This is a genomic window from Mucilaginibacter pineti, from assembly GCF_900101875.1.
Classification (GTDB): domain Bacteria; phylum Bacteroidota; class Bacteroidia; order Sphingobacteriales; family Sphingobacteriaceae; genus Mucilaginibacter; species Mucilaginibacter pineti.
In genome coordinates this window covers 369666-387412 of record NZ_FNAI01000003.1, presented here as the reverse complement: position 1 = coordinate 387412, position 17747 = coordinate 369666, and the positions used below count along the sequence as shown (strand labels likewise).

General features: G+C 40.3%; 12 protein-coding genes. 7 read left to right on the top strand and 5 right to left on the bottom strand.

The window, feature by feature from the left end; all coding sequences use genetic code 11:
* The first annotated feature begins 132 nt into the window (after positions 1–132).
* The 4 genes from yiaA to BLS59_RS09850 all read left to right on the top strand — a co-directional run bounded on the left by yiaA (position 133) and on the right by BLS59_RS09850 (position 3675).
* Positions 133–600 carry an inner membrane protein YiaA gene (gene yiaA, locus BLS59_RS09860; protein ID WP_091148468.1) on the top strand — a complete coding sequence of 156 codons (468 nt, stop codon included), beginning with the start codon at positions 133–135 and terminating at the stop codon, positions 598–600.
* Positions 601–948: 348 nt separating this feature from the next.
* Entirely contained in the window at positions 949–2151 is a 1203-nt protein-coding gene (locus tag BLS59_RS09855; RefSeq protein WP_240315205.1) for a PQQ-dependent sugar dehydrogenase, read from the top strand.
* A gap of 276 nt (positions 2152–2427) precedes the next feature.
* On the top strand, positions 2428–2571 hold the full coding sequence (locus BLS59_RS31570) for a hypothetical protein (protein WP_162842601.1): 144 nt from the start codon (positions 2428–2430) through the stop codon (positions 2569–2571).
* An 87-nt stretch (positions 2572–2658) separates the two neighbouring features.
* Positions 2659–3675 (top strand): LLM class flavin-dependent oxidoreductase, encoded by a 1017-nt coding sequence (locus tag BLS59_RS09850; protein ID WP_091148465.1) that lies wholly within the window; start codon positions 2659–2661, stop codon positions 3673–3675.
* Between the two features lie 18 nt (positions 3676–3693).
* Here BLS59_RS09850 and BLS59_RS09845 read toward each other — a convergent pair whose 3' ends face one another.
* Positions 3694–4308, bottom strand: coding sequence for a hypothetical protein (locus BLS59_RS09845; protein ID WP_091148463.1), 615 nt, complete (start codon positions 4306–4308; stop codon positions 3694–3696).
* A 508-nt stretch (positions 4309–4816) separates the two neighbouring features.
* Here BLS59_RS09845 and BLS59_RS09840 point away from each other — a divergent pair.
* On the top strand, positions 4817–7930 hold the full coding sequence (locus tag BLS59_RS09840) for a SusC/RagA family TonB-linked outer membrane protein (RefSeq protein ID WP_091148460.1): 3114 nt from the start codon (positions 4817–4819) through the stop codon (positions 7928–7930).
* 10 nt (positions 7931–7940) lie between these two features.
* The gene (locus tag BLS59_RS09835; protein WP_091148458.1) at positions 7941–9563 is read left to right on the top strand and encodes a RagB/SusD family nutrient uptake outer membrane protein; all 1623 of its coding nucleotides are present in this window, start codon (positions 7941–7943) and stop codon (positions 9561–9563) included.
* Between the two features lie 493 nt (positions 9564–10056).
* Here BLS59_RS09835 and BLS59_RS31995 read toward each other — a convergent pair whose 3' ends face one another.
* A complete protein-coding gene (locus tag BLS59_RS31995) occupies positions 10057–10170 on the bottom strand; it encodes an SDR family oxidoreductase (RefSeq protein ID WP_205411233.1) in 114 nt (37 codons plus the stop codon).
* Here BLS59_RS31995 and BLS59_RS32680 point away from each other — a divergent pair.
* Positions 10156–10434, top strand: coding sequence for a winged helix-turn-helix transcriptional regulator (locus BLS59_RS32680; RefSeq protein ID WP_205411232.1), 279 nt, complete (start codon positions 10156–10158; stop codon positions 10432–10434). The two genes, BLS59_RS31995 and BLS59_RS32680, sit on opposite strands and share 15 nt — an antisense overlap.
* Here BLS59_RS32680 and BLS59_RS09825 read toward each other — a convergent pair.
* The 3 genes from BLS59_RS09825 to BLS59_RS09815 are packed head-to-tail and all read right to left on the bottom strand — an operon-like array spanning position 10397 to position 17577.
* Positions 10397–12367: a DUF3857 domain-containing protein gene (locus BLS59_RS09825; protein ID WP_091148453.1), complete on the bottom strand. Its 1971-nt coding sequence runs from the start codon at positions 12365–12367 to the stop codon at positions 10397–10399. The two genes, BLS59_RS32680 and BLS59_RS09825, sit on opposite strands and share 38 nt — an antisense overlap.
* A gap of 4 nt (positions 12368–12371) precedes the next feature.
* The gene (locus tag BLS59_RS09820) at positions 12372–14312 is read right to left on the bottom strand and encodes a DUF3857 domain-containing protein (protein ID WP_091148450.1); all 1941 of its coding nucleotides are present in this window, start codon (positions 14310–14312) and stop codon (positions 12372–12374) included.
* Positions 14281–17577: a hypothetical protein gene (locus tag BLS59_RS09815; protein ID WP_162842600.1), complete on the bottom strand. Its 3297-nt coding sequence runs from the start codon at positions 17575–17577 to the stop codon at positions 14281–14283. Before BLS59_RS09815 ends, BLS59_RS09820 begins: the two co-directional genes overlap by 32 nt.
* Between the last annotated feature and the right edge of the window lie 170 nt (positions 17578–17747).

Sequence of the window (17747 nt, the reverse complement as noted above, 5' to 3'; positions counted from 1 at the left end):
AGATATGTTATATGCTTATAAAGGTATAAAATTACAAATTATATCGTCAGTAATTTACATATTATGATTTTTCAGGGTCAGTTTTACATCCCACATTTGCTTCCATATTAATCACAATAAAACAAAACAAACATGGAACCGCTACAAAACAAAACAGAAGAAAATTCATCTATTGGAAAATATGGCGACAAGGTCAGAAATCCATTTAAACCAACTGGCGCATTTATCGGCGCCTCTTGGTTTGCCTTATTAGCAGGAGTGGTGGGATATTGCATTGGCTTATGGAATGCAAGTATGGAGTTAAACGAAAAAGGCTATTATTTCACCATTTTATTATTTGGCTTATTTGCAGTAATCTCCGTACAAAAAAGCGTAAGGGACAGATCCGAAGGACTTGCCGTTACGGACCTTTACTACGGCCTGAGTTGGTTTGCCACTATAGCAGCAATGATACTGTTAACGATTGGCCTATGGAATGCAGACCTGGCCCGAAGTGAGAAAGGCTTTTACGCCATGGCATTTTGCCTGAGCATGTTTTCGGCCATTGCCGTACAAAAAAATACCCGCGACGCAAAGATGTTTGAGGATAAAGAGCTGTAACGTAGCGGTTACCACCCCGCAGTGCCTTGCCTGGCAAGCCTGCGGGGTTATTTACGTAGCTTATTTCTTATACTGCCCTACCAATCGCTCCAGGTAGTTATTGCGAACATTACAGGAAACACATACTCGCGACTGCCTGATCCCTACCTTAATTTTTAGAGTAGTTGAACATACTAAATGTTCCTGCAGATGTGTTTTTGTCCTGTTATGATAACCCGGTGCCTATTTTTGCCTTCGTACTTAAAAAAGTAAAGTTTATAGCAACTCTAATTTTGCCTGTAATAAACTTGGTACAATTAAACATATCGGCATTATAATTGTATTTTTCTGAAACCAATCCAATTTGACATGATATTTTCAAAAATTTATAAGGTTTGCATATTAGGAACCGTGCTTTTATCAGCAACGTCAGCCGTTATGGCGCAGACCGGCGCACCTGTTGAAACAAAAAAAGCCAACAGCGATTACAAACCGGCTTTCGCAGGGCAAACCCGCATCGGCAGCCTTAAAACTAAAACATCATATACAGCTACCGTTATCAATTCGGAGCTAAAAAATCCATGGGGTATACATGTTTTACCTGACGGCCGACTGCTTATCAGCAGTAAGCCGGGAACGATACAGATACTGACCACCGATGGCAAAGTCGCTAAAACAATTACCGGTTTCCCAACAGTACAGTATGAAGGTCAGGGTGGTTTGCTTGACGTAAATATTGACCCTGATTTTACTACTAACAGGATGATTTACTGGACTTTTGCCCAGCCGGGCGAAGGCGCTACGCTTGCTGTTGCTAAAGGTAAACTGTCTGCCGATGAAACCAAACTTGAAAATGTAAAAGTGATCTGGGAGGCCTATCCGCGTTATAAAGGTTCCGGCCAGTTCGGTTCCCGTTTAGTATTTGATAAACAAGGCAATATTTTTGTAACCTCCGGCGACCGTCAGGCGAATGATATCCGCGTGAAGGCGCAGGACCTGAACGCAACCACGGGTAAGATCATACATATCACCAAAGAGGGAAAGCCGGTTGCCGGTAACCCGTTTATAGGTAAAGCCAACGCCAAACCCGAAATATATGCCTACGGTTTTCGTAACCCGGATGGACTTGCTATCAATCCCGTAACCGGCGGTCTGTGGGAGGTTGAATTTGGTCCGCGTGGTGGTGACGAGGTCAATTTGATTAAGCCGGGTGGTAACTATGGCTGGCCTTTTGTCACCTATGGTATTGAATACAGCGGCGAAAAGGTTTATGACGGAATACAGCAAAAAAAGGGAACAATACAGCCCGTTTACTATTGGGACCCGGTTATCTCACCAGGCTGCATGATGTTTTATACAGGTAATATTGCTGAATGGAAAAACAATATGTTTGTTGGGGGACTGAGCGGACAACACATCATTCGCCTCGTTATAAAAAATAATAAAGTGGTGGGCGAAGAACGTTTACTTACCGATAAAAACGAACGCTGGCGCTGCATGGCTACCGGAAAGGACGGTGCTATATATGCCGCGACTGACAATGGAAAATTATATAAAATAGCCAGGCAATAAAGAGCCTCAGCTTTCCGCATGCGCTTACAGGCCCCGTAAACAAGTACTGGCTGGAATAACACCCCGCAAAATGTTTCCTACCTGTATACATGCGCGTGGCTTCCATTCGATGTAAGATGATATTCTGCAATAGTTCATGTTATAGTTTTTATTTGTGGAAGGACGGATGTAGGTTTTGCAAGCGGAGGTCTTAGATCTCCGCTATGGCGTTTCCAGACGTTCAAACCGCCTGTACCATATCCTGCTCTACCTCTTCCCTCGACGGTACCCGGGCAGATGAGGTGGATTGCGACAACGGGTTTATCTGATCTGGTGACAGCGGTTTATGGCTTGGTTTCTACCTGCGGGTTCCACCAGGGACAAACCATTCATCAGTTAAGAATTGACCAGGCAAGTACGAAGAGGGAACAACCTGTTTAATTACACCTACATTTCCTGCCTGTTTCCTCTTGTCGATAAAAAAGTCGATATTTGAATTACGTGTTACAACAACTAAATAATATCAGGATGGAAATAGGAATTGACAGCTTCGCTTCGGCGATGTACGGCAGTAAGGAACTAAGCAGCGTAGACGCCATGGAGCAATTACTTGACAGGATTGTCTTTGCTGACCAGGCAGGGTTGGATGTATTCGGAATTGGTGAACACCATAAAAGAGAGTTTCTGGACTCTGCTACTGCGGTAATCCTCGCCGCTGCAGCCTCCCGTACCAAACGCATCCGTTTAACCAGCGCGGTTACTGTACTCAGCGCGGCAGACCCGGTAAGGATATACCAGAGCTTCGCTACGCTCGATCTGATCTCCAAAGGCAGAGCCGAAATGGTTGTTGGCCGCGGTTCCTCCATCGAAGCCTATCCCCTGTTTGGTTTCAACCTGAATGATTACGATGCATTGTTTAGGGAAAAGCTCGACCTATTGTTAAATATACGTGATAACGAATTCGTCACCTGGTCGGGCAGGTTTAGGCCAGCCCTGGAAAACCTGCCCGTTTACCCCAGATCATTACAGGAAAAACTACCGGTATGGCTGGGTGTTGGCGGCACGCCAGAATCCTTCGCCAGGGCCGGAACTTTAGGTCTGCCTTTGATGGTCGCCATTATCGGCGGCGAAACGCACCGTTTCAGACCGCTGATCGACCTGTACCGGGAAGCCGGCCAGAGAGCAGGCTTTAAACCCCAACAATTAAAGGTTGGGTTACATTCACCCGGCTATGTAGCAGCCACAAACGAACAGGCCGTTACAGATTACTACCCCGGCTACGCCGAACTTTGGACAAAACTCGGGCGGGAACGCGGCTGGCCGCCCGTAACCAAAACGCAGTTTGATACGCTGATAGCGCCAAAAGGCGTGCTGGTTGTTGGCGGACCTGAACAGGTAGCAGAAAAGCTATTACGCCACAGTGAAGCGTTGGGCGGCATTGACCGCTTTACCTTCCAAATGGATAATGCGGGGCTTACGCACCAGCAATTAATACAGGCCATAGAACTGATTGGCACCAGGGTGATGCCCCTGCTCAGCAAATAAATTGGCGCCTGATAATTTTCAGATCCCGGATAAAGCCACAATCATAATCAGGACGAGGATGACTAATGAGATAACCAGGCTCTTTGTCAGGAACCAAAAACGCTTTTCGGTAGCGCCGGAAGCGGCCAGTTTGTCTTTTAATAAACCAACTTGTATTTCATTGTAAGCCGTTTCCTCTTTGAGTACCTCAAGGTTTTTGAATTTTACATTGTCTTGAGAGGTAACCGGGTAAATGATCCATACCCGGCTGGCAGATTGCAGGTAGATGAGGTTGGTGCCGGGGAATAAGCTTTTGAACTGGTAATGCAAAACCGCTACCGGCTCGTCATCAATCAAAACGCCGTTATACCAGGTCAGCGTTTTTCTACCCCAGGCAAAATACAGCAGCGTTGCTAAAACGATGGCAGGTCCGGCCATAAAGGCTGTAGAATTTCCAAAGAAATCATTCACCGCCCGCGCACCGGATGAAAGTTTTGGAAGGGCACAGTGCGCCCCCATTTCACAAAGGAATACCAGGATGAATACCCAGCAAAGCAGGCTGAACGCCAAAAAAGCGGTACGCAGGTTACCGCATTTTAAACGAACACTGGGTGAACTATCTCCGGGAATATAGGTTGAGGCATGGTAAGGCATACCGATAAGCAACAGCCAATAGGTTTTAAAGTTTTATGATCTGTCAAAACAAGTAACAATATTACTTCAAAAGAAAATATCGGGGAGTTTATACTGCATTTTCAAACAATGTGTTATACTTTTGACCAGCGTTAAATAAACCGATAAGGAGCTGATTTATTAATGATTTTACTCCTTATTCTCTTTTTTGTAAAACCATTTTGCTTTAAGCGTGTTACATGCTTAAAATTAACTAAAAGGTTTTAGAATTTAAATCATTTAACTTTAAATCAAAATTTCTAATAAATACTGCAAATATTTATTAATAATTGCAGAGGCACGTTAATTACTTACTATTATAAACTAACTAATTATGACTAAAAAAACACACGCAAGCCCTTAGCAAATTAATTTTCAGAGAACTAATATAAAAAAGCCGGAACGTGTTGGAGCACAATTCCGGCCAATGTTAGCGCTCATCTCTTCCTGTTGACCCGAAAGTAAATGTTTAACTAAACTCTACTAATGTATGAATTTTAATGTTAAAACGTCGCCATTACTATGGCATCGTTTTTCCGGGATTTCTTTGCAAATAAAAGCTACTGCCTTTGTTTTATTTGCGCTCCCGATTAGCCTTATCGCTAAGCCCAGCCATAGCAGTAATATCCTGTACAATAAGTACATAAGCAATAAGAATGCCAATAGATTACTTCCTGTTATTGACACCCCAACTGTTGCCGCGGCAAAGCCTGTATCGGGCGTTATTACCGATGCAAAAGGCGAAATCCTGCCTGGCGTAACCATTAAGGTTAAGGGTTCAACCACACAAGGCGCAATTGCCGACGCAAACGGTAAATTTACCATAAACGTAGATGATAAAGCGATACTTGTATTCTCCTATTTAGGTTTCGATTCTCAGGAAATACCTGTTAGCGGCAAGAGTACTGTTAATGTAAGTATGGCCGAATCATCCAACTCTTTAAAAGAGGTGGTAGTAGTAGGCTACGGAACGCAAAAGCGCGAAGAGCTTACCTCGGCAGTAACCAATGTTAAAGCAAAGGATTTTAACCAGGGTGGCGCCCGTAACCCTCTTGATCTTGTTCAAGGTAAGGTTGCAGGTTTAACCATCACCCGTAATGGCGGTAACGATCCTAACTCAGGCCCTTCTATCCAGTTAAGGGGTGTAACCTCTATAGTTGGAAATAACGGACCGCTAATTGTTATTGATGGTATTCCCGGTGGTAACCTTGATCTGTTACAACAGGATGATATCGAATCAATGTCGGTACTGAAAGATGGATCTGCGGCCGCTATTTATGGTACTCGTGCCAATGGAGGTGTAATTTTGGTTACCACCAAAAAAGGTAAAAAAGGTGCAACGTCGGTTGATTACTCTACCTATTTTTCAAGAGATTTCTTATTGAAAAAACCCGACTTTCTGGATGCAGCCGGCTATCGGTCACTTATCGCCAGCGGAAAAATTGCTAAACAATATGATCTTGGCAGCTCAAACGACTTTTATGATCAGTTATTGGATAAAAGTAACTTGAGCCAGTATCATAACATCGCTTTTTCCGGAGGTAGCGAAAACTCCACTTTCCGCGCCTCTGTATTTTACAATGATTTAAATGGTATTGCCTTACAAAATGGCAGGGTTAATTACGGCACACGTATTAGCTTTACTCAAAAAGCAATACAAGGTAAGTTGAATACTCAAATCAATTTAGCTACCAATACCAATAAAGCCAATTTGCTTGGTGGTGGTACAAGTTTTGAAAGCGCACTGGTAGAAAACCCAACCACGCCGTTGTATAATCCGGATGGCACTTATTATGAAGATCCTACCTATGCCAACCAACTCGCAAGGCTTAACCAGGAAAAGAGTACACGCGATCAGCAAACTACCTCAACCGACGTTAAGACCACACTTGATATTATACCGGGTTTAAAAGCCAGTATTTTTGGGTCGATACAGCGAAATTCTTACGTGGATAATCAGTACTGGGACTCTAACTCAAGGGACTCTCAAAGAGGCTCATTAAATGGTGCCGCTATAGATAGTACCGGCTATGCCAGCAAGGGAAGTTACCTGGAAAAGAACTACGCGGTAGAGCCAACGTTGGAATATAACACTGTAATAGGTAAAAAACATAATATTAATGCCATTGCCGGTTATAGCTACCAATACAACGTAACGGAATCTTTTTCTGGTCAAAATGCTGGTTTTCCAAATGATGGTTTCGGGGAAAATAACCTAACTGCCGGAACATTTCTTCTTGATGGTAAATCAAGTTTAAATAGTTTCAAAGAAGACAACAGACTAATTGCATTTTTTGGAAGGGTGAATTACAATTATGAAGACAAGTATCTGGCTCAGTTTGTATTCAGGCGTGAAGGATCATCAAAATTTGGTGCTAATCATAAATGGGGTAGTTTTCCGGCTGTATCATTAGGCTGGAATATCACCAGAGAAGATTTCATGAAAAGTGTTACCTTTTTGAGCAACCTTAAGTTAAGGGCCGGTTATGGAATTACAGGTAACCAGGGATTCCCTAACTACCAATCTCTTGTAACCCTTAATACCGGTAACCCCTACATAACAAACATTGATGCGGCTGGAGGAGAAACCTGGAGACAAACCTACGGACCAGATCATAATCGAAACCTGGATCTTCGCTGGGAAAAGAAAAAGGAGTTGAACATTGGTTTAGACTTTGGCTTATTTAACAACGCGATAAGCGGTACATTGGATGTTTATAACAGAAAAACCACTGATCTTCTGGAAAACTATGATACCCAGTTACCTCCTTTTATTCAATCAACAATTTTTACAAATGTTGGTTCCATACAAAACAAAGGGATTGAACTTGCTTTAACCGGGCAGATAGTGAACAAAAAGGATTTTTCTTATTCTGCAACCATTACAGCAAGTACGCAAAGCAATAAGCTGATCAGTTTTTCCAATGATTTGTACAATATCCCTTACAGGGAATATGCCGGTATTAATGGTAACGGCGCTTTGGGTAATGCTATACGTACCTATCCTGGTGGCAAACTGGGGGAATTTTTCGGTCACAAATTCGCTGGTTTTACTCCCGATGGTGATTGGTTATTCTACAAGGCTGATGGTGTTACAAAAGTAGGAGTAGATGAAATTACCAATACAGATAAAGTTGATCTGGGTAAAAATGGTATCCCTAAATATTACGCCTCATTAACCAACAGTTTCAGATATAAAAATCTTGATCTTACTATTTTCTTAAGGGGAAAATTTGGATACAGCATATTAAATACAACCGAACTTTCTTACGGGAACCAGGTGGCCTTACCAAATAATGTGCTTAAATCTGCTACAACTACTCATAAGGATTTAAACGGATCTTACCAGTATTCAGATTACTATCTTGAAAACGGCAGCTTTGTTAAAGTGGATAACATCACCCTCGGCTATAACTTTAATTTCAAAACCAAATACATCAGAAACTTAAGGGTATATGCATCCGGCAAAAACCTGGCAACAATAACCAGTTACAAAGGTGTAGACCCTGAAATAGAGGATACAGGTTTAGCACCAGGTGTAGAAAATCATGGTACATACCCCCGTACAAGAACAATAACATTAGGATTAAACGTAGGTTTTTAAACATACTATAATGAAAACATATTATAAATTAACAGGTACGCTTTTAATGGCGTTATGCTTACTTGGCAGTGCTTGTACCAAACTTAATGAAAAGGCTTACAGTCAAATAATTGCCGACGATTTTTACAATGGAAAAGGTGAAGTATTATCTGCTGTGCTAAGGCCCTATACCCATGCAGGGGCCTGGTCTGCCCCTACAGGACAGCAAAGCTTTTACCGATTGAATGAACTGGCTGCAGATCAGCTGGCATGGCCGGTAAAAGGGGTTCATGGTTATGATAATGGCGATTGGATACGCCTGCATTATAGTACATGGAATCCTGACGAGGATAATATTGGAAATCCCTGGAACTTAATATATACAGGAATTGGTTACTGTAATGACCCTATTAAGCGAATACAGGAAACCGATCTTGCTAAAATGGGTATCACGGCCGAACAGAGAGATGCTTATGTTGCAGAACTTAAAGTATTCAGGGCTTGGTCATATATGAAACTAATGGATCTGTATGGTAATATCCCGGTTGTTACAGTGGTGGGTGAACCGTTAAGCCCCCCTACCAAAAAAAGGGCAGAAGTATTTGCCTTTATTGAAAGCGAACTTAAAGAAAACGTAGATAAGTTACCAGTGCTTTCCGGTCAGTTAGTTGGCCGTGTAACACAAGCCGCAGGTTACGCTATGCTGGCTGAATTGTATCTTAATGCGGAAGTGTGGACAGGTACAGAGCGTTGGGCAGATTGTATTGCAGCCTGTGATAAGGTAATGTCTGGTGCTACTGGGGGGCAGCAGGGCACTGCAGCACTTGATACTAAAATAACCGATCCTTTTTTAAATACCAATACCACTAAATCAAAGGAAAACCTTTTTGTATTAGCTTACAATAACCAACTTACCACAACCTTCTGTGGCTGGAATAGCGATTATTTTCACTTTAATCAAAAATACATATACGGCGGATCACAAAATGGAAATGATGGCGTGGTGGTTATACCAAGTGCTTATGATCAGTTTGAAGACAAAGACCTGCGTAAAAAAACCTGGATGCTGATAGGTCTTCAGCACTATTATGGTGATTCAACCAAAGTAGTGGTTGGAGGTTATGAATATAAAGACCAACCATTGGTGTTTGTTGATAACATCCGCAGAAACAGCGAAGGTGGAACAACCTCAAATATGAATACAGGCGAAGAAAATAGCGGAGCCCGTTTCAATAAATATGTTCCGGGACCATCTACCGATCCAAATTACTGGAGTAACGACTGGGTATTATATCGTTTAACGGATATTTATTTTTATAAAGCCGAAGCTTTAATGCGCCAGGCAGGCGGAACAGCTACATCTGAAGCCGTTACCCTGATAAATGCCACCCGTAAGCGTGCATTTAGCACTTCAGACTGGGCAACGGAAGCCTATACTACCGCTACGCTTACTATGGATGAGCTATTAGCAGAACGTGGCCGTGAGTTTATATTTGAAGGAAAAAGACGTACAGACCTTATCCGCTTTGGCAAATTCACAACAGCCTCGTGGTGGGATCATACCCCCACAAACAAAAGCACACTTACAATTTTCCCTATCCCTCAAAGGCAGTTAACAGCTAACGCCAATCTTGTACAAAACCCGGGATATTAATTTATTCAAAATTTGATAAAAAAGCCTGATATTCATTTATCAGGCTTTTTTTATGTTTTTCACAATCATATTCCGTCAATACTTCATCAACCGGTAGCAACAGGTTGAGAAACTATGCGATTTTTTGATATTTACAAGGAGGGCTACAAAGCACAAAACCCTGTAAATCAACTAATTTACAGGGTTTTGATTTGATATCGCTTGTTGTCGCCCTACCTGTACAAATTTCGAACCTTTTTCTGCATGATTTAAGGTTGTTGGCAAACTTGGTATTGTTATTTTAACCTTCAAACATATTGTATGAGGCATTTTTGATTGTTAGCAGCTCGTTGGTTGAAAGGTTATTCCTGAGTTAATGGTTTCGAATTAATCTATTTAAGGGCCTTAAATTTGATCAATTTTTGTATGTACAGTTTTGAATTTGCGACTAAAAGAGGCTTTCTCCAACTAAAATTCATTTGCTAATTTTTACTTCGAACCGATTTATGTTTATCTAAACCACAGGGAGATTGCCGCCATCAATGATATAATTAGCACCGGTAATGTAGGAGGCGGCGGGCGGTACCAGGAAGTTTACCAACTCGGCTATCTCTTGGGGTTCAGCCATTTTGCCCGGCGACTGGAAGAGGACGGCCTCATCATTTGCCGTGAGTACCAGCAGAAACCACCGCGCGCGGAATATGAACTAAGCACACGGGAGAAAACACTCATCCCTGTGCTCAAAGCCATGTTTGACTGGGGCGTTCAGGTGGATGACCAGTGCGGAACATCGTTGACCATATCCGGCGTTCCCCGGGGCCGAACGCAGCAGCTCTGCCTCGGCTGGATCGGCACTACGATTTTTTCTCGAGCACTAAAACAACCTTATTAAAATCTGAAGATGCATTGATGATCTTTCTGAAGTCAGCAAACTGGGTTATAGGGTAAAGCGTTTTTCTGTATTCTTCCATAATATGAATAACAAGTTGATTACCTTTTAGCTCATAATCAGATACAAAACCCATTGTTAATTCGCCATTATCTTTATAGGTTTGGTTGATTTTCAGATCGCTCAAATTTTTTATCGTATATCCTTCAGGAATAGTAACTTCAAGGTTTCTTTCCTCGACGTGGCCAAAATCCATATCTACCGGTTCCTGTCTTGTTTTTTGCTGGTACATTTCTACCTGCGGGCCTATAGCCATCCCAATCTTCAAAAGCAGTTTACTGCCTGCCCGTTCTATTAAAGCACCTGTTTTTGCTTTTGTATGTATAATAACGGGTAAGTTGCTGCTTTGGCTTTCAAACGGCAGGTTTAAAACTTCAGAAAATAAGAGGTTCTCTGAATTGGAATATCTTTGGGTTATATCTTTAATTATATCTTTCTTTTGATCTTCATTTGAAAAGTTAAAAGCATTTCTGTAACCGGTAGATGCGTACCCTGTAAAAAGTTGTTTTTCATCTATGTTCAATGAATCAAGGTCATTGGTAAAAACCATTTTGGCCTCAATATTCTGTGCTGACTTACTGTAATTTTCCAACGGAATTTCCTTTACTTCGGCTATCGCCGTTGAGAATGTACCGAGTGTGGTACGTTTGCAATAGAGACCGTTGGTTGCGCCCCATAAGGAATATATCCAGGGATACCGCATGTCTGGCCTGGTGGGCGCAAGAAATTTATTTTCGGCAGGGAAATAAAATATGGGATAGTCGCAATTGTCCCAGTTTTCAAATTCCTTATCAATAAAAAACTTATCGCGGCTGCCGGTTAGTACGAAATGGTATTTTATATTAAGCGCCTGAAATATTCCGCCATAAAGGCGCATAATACCTACAGTACCGGCGTTTTTATTTTGAATGATCCTTTCAACAACATTTTCATCCTCGTTTTTCAAACCTTCGTTATATGAAAAAGTCTTTTTGATATAATTTTCAACGGCAGTTATTTTGGCAGTTTCATCGCCAAGGGCATCCCAACCGTTTTTTTTAATAAGATCAGCAATTTCTTTTATTTCCTTTTCAGAATTATCGGAATACAAAACATATATCTTTTTTGCCAGCGAGTTCCAGTTAAAAAGACGTTCGCCGGTGGCATTTACCTCATTGTAAGATAGTTTGTATTCAAGCCTCCGCAAGTTTGCATAGTAATTAGCGTATTTTTCTTCGTCGGCGCCCTGTGTATCTTTAAAGGCGCACTTTGCTATTCGTTTTCCGTCAACAACGGTGTCTGTAACAGGAACGATAAAATTATATGGCTTAATATCAAATTTTAAACGTTTGGGTGCAATGATCTGGAAGGAGCTTTCCAGTATGGGGAAATTTTGTTGTACTATTTCACGGCCGAAAAATGATGTTGTTTTTTTAAAAGTATAATAATATTCCACCTCGCAGCCTTTCTCCAGTCCATCCATTGCGAAAATTTTATAAATATTATCATTCTTGTCCTTGATGTCTTTAATGTCGTTTTTATTTAACTCTATTATTTTTCCGTTAGGAAGTATATTACGAGCCTTAATTTCAACGATATCGGCGTTTTCGCTTATTCCGAGATATATTTTATTAAAGCTTTCGATCCCTTTATCGTCGTTGATGTGAATGATCTTATGAGCTGTATAATATTCATTGATCATATCTTTTGATTCATCGGTAAATTCAACGCCTCTTTTATCCAAAAGTATCACCGCCGATTCTTTATCATATTTACTATCAATTTTATGTATGACTGGCTTTTCAGTCCATTTTTCTTTTTCAATTGGAACGGCTTGGGCATGTACGTAATTAACTGATAGTAAAACTATTAATAAGCACAAAGTTTGTTTGATCATTATTTTAAATTTTTGTAAGGCTTAGGGTTTCTTTATATAATGGGAATAGTGTTTCAAGAACTTTATTCCATTGTTCAAATTCGTCGTTTGTGGTCATCAGGGTATCGTTATCAAACTCCTGGGTTAGTATAACATACTTTCCTTTTTGTTCATACTTCAAATCAAACCCCCATGTTTTATTGTGGAATGTTTTGCTTTGCGGTAAATAAGAAACCTTATAACCATCGGGTACTTTAAGCAGGGTTACGTATTTGGTTTCAAAATTAAAGTCATGCTCAATTGGCGTTTTCCGTTTGGGGTAATCGATATGCGCGTTTTGGAAAAACTTAAAAAGATTGAGGTTTAAATAATATTCATCGCCCAGTTTTTTGGCATAATCAGGCAAACTAAAATTGGCCGACATAGAAAACTCCCCCGCGGTTTTTTTTCTGTCTATATTGAAGGTATCGAGCTTAAATTTGTTAGATCCCCGTTCAAACAACCCTTCCATGATCTCATCCATGTTCTTTTTATCCCAGTAAATAAGCCTGCCGTGCATTTGGGTGGCAAAATATCCGCTGAAGTCTTTTTTTACACGACCCTTGATACCGTTTTGTGTTAGTTCTATCCAGGTAGAATCAACCAAAACATTTTTGCTTTTTTCAATAACCGGCACTTTCAATATCTGGAATTCTTTTTCGTTAACAGCTATCATAGCCTCTTTATCCTGTATGGCCGATGGCGGTGTGCCAAAAACACAGGTTGGGTCTGTACCATCTAAAAAGATAAACTTATCATTTAACTTAATGGTGCATATCATATGATTACTTACCAACGGCAAAGGGGTTTTAGTGAAACTGTAGGGCAAATCACGGGTGCCTATCCAGGTAAAATATGCCTTTACGCCGGCAGTATTAAGCATTTCGGTAAGGATGCTGGCCATGTCTTTACAATCACCAAATCGCCTGTTGCATACCAAGCCTGCGTCGCGCGGTATAAAGCCACCCATGCCATCTTCAAAGGCCACATACTTAATGTTCTTTTGAACCCATGCATAAATATTCCTTGCCTTGGTTTCTTCAGCGGTTACACCTTTGGTAAGGGAATCTACAATATGCTTAAGTTCGGGTGTGGTTTGGTTATTTATGGCCTTTAGGTAATTATAACTCAGCTGGTATAAATCTTTGGCATTGGACAGATATGACGTGCGGGCACCCTGGCTATTCTTATAATCTACTATATAAAAAACAACGTGTGGCGAGTACCAGGCGAAACCTGGAGCATTGTCATAGCTCTTATCAGAAGGGCAGTTCTTGTATTGAAATGTATAAATATTATTATGCCGGTCGCTTTTTACATTAACTGCTATGTTGGCAGTATCCAGACCAAAAAGCTGGTATTTTAATGTAATATCCTTAGAAACAGTTAATTTTACTTCGCTGTTTAATGTCGGCACGTTACCAGTAAAATAAAATGGTGATAGCAGGTGCGGGTCTTTGTCAAACCATGATACCTGTAAGTTTCCTATAGCCCCGGGCTCAACCCCAGGGAAATAGAAGGTTGTTTCTTTTACATCGTCATAAAATACAAAGCTTTCTTTATCGCTATTGGTTTTAAAATCGCTGACCTTTAGTTTTTTATTATCGGGTGTTTGAGTAAACGCTTCATATGATGCCAATTTGTGAAAATCGCTATGCGAAAAACCAAATTTGCCCATGTAAGCAGTAGCACTGCCCAACAAATATTCCATTTGCTGAAGCTCTTTACTTTCTACATAAGGCTCGCCGTTCTTTAAATCAATGTTATACTCATATACACGGTTTAACATTACGGCCTTTTCATCGGGAAATTGCTTGCGTAAAGTTTCAAGATCCTGCGCTTTTGTTATGCCCGATGCTAATGAAAGAAACACCAATAACAACAGAAAATACAGCTTACTCGGTTTTAACAGATAAAAGGTTGCCATAGTAGTAGTTCATCGTTTTGGTTAGCTTGCCAGTTTCATTAAAATATTTAACCATGCCGTGGCTTAAACCATTTATAAAATTAATTTCCTTTTTTAGTTTGCCGTTCTCATAAAACTCTTTACAAATACCGTCGGGATTGTCAAGTATATAATAATAAGCCGTTTTTATTTTTCCGTTCGGATAGTATTCAGTTGTGAGTCCATTTGCCATACCATATGACGGCTTATCTGTTGAACGCAACTGCCCGTTGGTGTAATATATAGCGTCGGTACCGTTTTTTAAACCATCACTATAGGTACACTCGCGGGATTGCTTTCCGTTTTGGAAATATGCTTTAATTAACCCATTTGTAAAATCGATTGGTTTATCTGGCACCAGTTTGCCGTCGGTGCCTAAATAGGAATAAGATATCGCGTTATCGTTGCTGAAGTTTATTTGATAAGCAAGGCTGCCATCGGGGTCATATTTTTTTGAAATACCGGCGAGCACACCGGCTTTATAATTGCCCGCATAATCTTTTACCCCGGTTTCAAAATAGTATGTTTTTTCGCCGTTGGTTTCATCAGCAATATAATTAGTGACGCTGCTTAACCTGCCGTCTTCGTCGTAAACCTTCCACTCGCCGGTTTTCTCCCCGTAGTGAAAGCTGCCCTCACTGTGCTTTTTACCGCCGTAATAATAACTTGTATAAGTACTGTCGATATCGCCACGTTTATAGATGTAGCTACTTTCTACCGAGCCATCAAAGTAGTATAATTTAAAGGGACCATCAAAATTGCCATTGATATAGTTGCCTTCCGCTTTTAGCTTCCCATCAGGGTATACGATTTTGTACTTTCCTGTACATTTCGGAAAAGTATCAACCGCCATGACTTTTTCTGAGGTATCATACTGGGTCAATTTTTCCAACCATCCCAGATGATATTTTTCTTCGAGATTTTTCTTGCCATTGGGGTCATAACTTTCTCTATAACCATCCAGATCATTATTCAAATAATATGACCTGCCTGTCAGTTTGCCGTTTTCATCATAAAACAACCATTCGCCCTGGTGCTGTCCGTCCTGCATCCAGCCCTCAGATTCGGGCTTGCCATTTTGATAAAAGCTGCTGGAATATCCGTTATCCTTACCATCAGTTACGTTTACTTCAGATTTTATTTTCCCGTTAAGGTAATAAGTAACGGAAGTGCCATTTAGAGCGCCATCCTTATACTGATTTATCTGGTTTACTTTGCCCGATGGATAAAAAATAGTATCCGGACCCTCTATCTCTCCTTTTGCACTGTAACTGGAGTGAGAATTTTTATAACCATCGGTATGGTATACAACTATGTTAATGTCATCAGCTTTTACTTCGGCCGTGTAAATTTTACCACCGGCCGGATTAACATAGTTTTCAGATCTGGTGATACCATTGTCATATACATATTTTGAAAAAAGCTTTCCATCTTCATAATAGCCCACTGCTTCACCATCAAGTTTACCTTTTTTATAGGTAGAGCTGTTTGATAGCTGGCCGTTTTCGTAAAATTCCTGATGAACACCTTCTTCATTATTATTTACGAAATGACGTTTTTCTTTTACTTTATCAGAGTCGTAATAATAAATAAAATCACCTTCGGCATTATTTTTAGAGAATTGGCCTTGGACAGATAGGCGCCCGCTTTCATAGTAAGATTTATACTGACCTTCCAATTTTCCGGCAGCGTAATTTGTGGTGCTTTTTACGCTACCACTTTTAAAATATTCTGTAACAAGGCCATTTAGCACTTCATTAACATAATTGTTAATAGTTTGCAATGCACCATTGCTGTAATACTGTTTTTCTTCGCCTTGTTTTTTATCGAGCTTATAATTAACATACGAGCTTGGTTTACCATTATAATAATAAGTGGTGACAGGTCCTTCGGCAACGCCATTTAAATAGGTTTCCTGTGCGCTTAAATTACCGTTTTCAAAATAATATTGTTGAAAACCATTAAGCTTTCCATCTTTAAAGATCTGTTTTGATTTTACGTTTCCGCTATTAAAATAATAGGTCCAGGCGCCTTCCTTTTTACCAGCAGTGTTGTAATTGCCCAAAGCCTTTACGTTCCCTGCAGGAAAATTTGATTCCCAGGGCCCGGTTATACTTTGCCCCTTGTTACTTACAGTTCCTTTACCTATTAGTTTTCCGTCCTCAAAATAATATCTTACTGTAGCAGAATCCCGTTTTGCAAAATTCAGTTCGCGGGTGACTCTTATCAGGTCAAAGTATGTTGCGGCTTCGTTTACAAAATTGTCCAGTAATTTTTTATTCTTGTTATTGTAATCCTGTATTATAGCGATTTTTACGTTTGAAAAACTGTGAAAAACAAAAGGTTCCAGCTTGCCCTGGCTGTAAATTTGTTTAAAATAAGGTAGATAGTACTGTATCCAAAAATCATTACTTTCTTTTTTATATTCCATTTTTTCAAAAATGGCTTGCATTTGCCTTGAAATAGCATCGTCAATTGAAATTGTAGACTTATATGATTTATCGAGGGCTATTTTTGAAAGCACTATTTCTTCTATTTCCGAATATGCATCATCTTGCGGGTTGGTTCGCTTGTTTTTAACTTCAAGAATATCGTCCGTACTTTTTGTTATTTTATCTAAAAAACCAATAGACTTTGACCAGTATTTACCTTTCGGGTTAATAAGGAGGTAGCCGGTAAAACTCAAAAAAGCCGGTATTATTTTGCCCTGCTGTAATGCCGTAACGCCCAATTGGTAATGGGCACTGTACATATAGGGGTTTATAAGCAAGGTTTTTTTAAATTCAGCTTCGGCATCGGCATATCGTTTTAAAGCAATGAGCGTGATCCCTTTATTAAAATAAAGTAATGAATATGCCGGGTATTTACCAATTGCAAAATCAAAAACTTTAAGGGCATTTTCGTTTTGCCCCATATCATTGAGGGTATTGCCATAGGTGTTATAAAGATCGGGCTCGTAATCGCGCTGTTCTTTAAGGGCAAGGCCTTCCAGGCAATATTTTATTGCTTGTGTGTATTGGCTGTCGGCCTCGCAATTAATTGATTTTTCATAAACGGCCCTTACATAATTGGTATCACTCCGACTAACCTTTTCAAGCAGCTTTAATGCTGTTTTATGCTGACTGGAATCGTATAACGTAACTGCTTTATCAATTAACTCACCGGAATTAATGAGTTCGATTTTTTGGGCAACAGAGGTTTTTGATAAAAAAAGCAGGAATAAAAACGATAACAAACAATACTTCATGTGATAAGCGCAAATCAGGTTTTGCAAGCGTGAAAGTAATTTTTTTTTGCATACAAAAAAAGCCCTAATACAAGAATATGGCATTGCAAGTACTCAAGTGCTAAAGTTTGTTAAACTATCCTTTTTCACCAATAACAGCTAACCTAAATTACCTTGCAATCCCAATGTCG

Bases quoted from the DNA above. Each gene is read 5' to 3' on its own strand.
- BLS59_RS09825 (WP_091148453.1), bottom strand. From the start codon at position 12,367: ATGATCAAACAAACTTTGTGCTTATTAATAGTTTTACTATCAGTTAAT.
- BLS59_RS09850 (WP_091148465.1), top strand. From the start codon at position 2,659: ATGGAAATAGGAATTGACAGCTTCGCTTCGGCGATGTACGGCAGTAAG.
- BLS59_RS09845 (WP_091148463.1), bottom strand. From the start codon at position 4,308: ATGCCTTACCATGCCTCAACCTATATTCCCGGAGATAGTTCACCCAGT.
- BLS59_RS09815 (WP_162842600.1), bottom strand. From the start codon at position 17,577: ATGAAGTATTGTTTGTTATCGTTTTTATTCCTGCTTTTTTTATCAAAA.
- BLS59_RS09855 (WP_240315205.1), top strand. From the start codon at position 949: ATGATATTTTCAAAAATTTATAAGGTTTGCATATTAGGAACCGTGCTT.
- BLS59_RS09835 (WP_091148458.1), top strand. From the start codon at position 7,941: ATGAAAACATATTATAAATTAACAGGTACGCTTTTAATGGCGTTATGC.
- BLS59_RS31570 (WP_162842601.1), top strand. From the start codon at position 2,428: ATGAGGTGGATTGCGACAACGGGTTTATCTGATCTGGTGACAGCGGTT.
- BLS59_RS31995 (WP_205411233.1), bottom strand. From the start codon at position 10,170: ATGGCTGAACCCCAAGAGATAGCCGAGTTGGTAAACTTCCTGGTACCG.
- yiaA (WP_091148468.1), top strand. From the start codon at position 133: ATGGAACCGCTACAAAACAAAACAGAAGAAAATTCATCTATTGGAAAA.
- BLS59_RS09820 (WP_091148450.1), bottom strand. From the start codon at position 14,312: ATGGCAACCTTTTATCTGTTAAAACCGAGTAAGCTGTATTTTCTGTTG.
- BLS59_RS09840 (WP_091148460.1), top strand. From the start codon at position 4,817: ATGAATTTTAATGTTAAAACGTCGCCATTACTATGGCATCGTTTTTCC.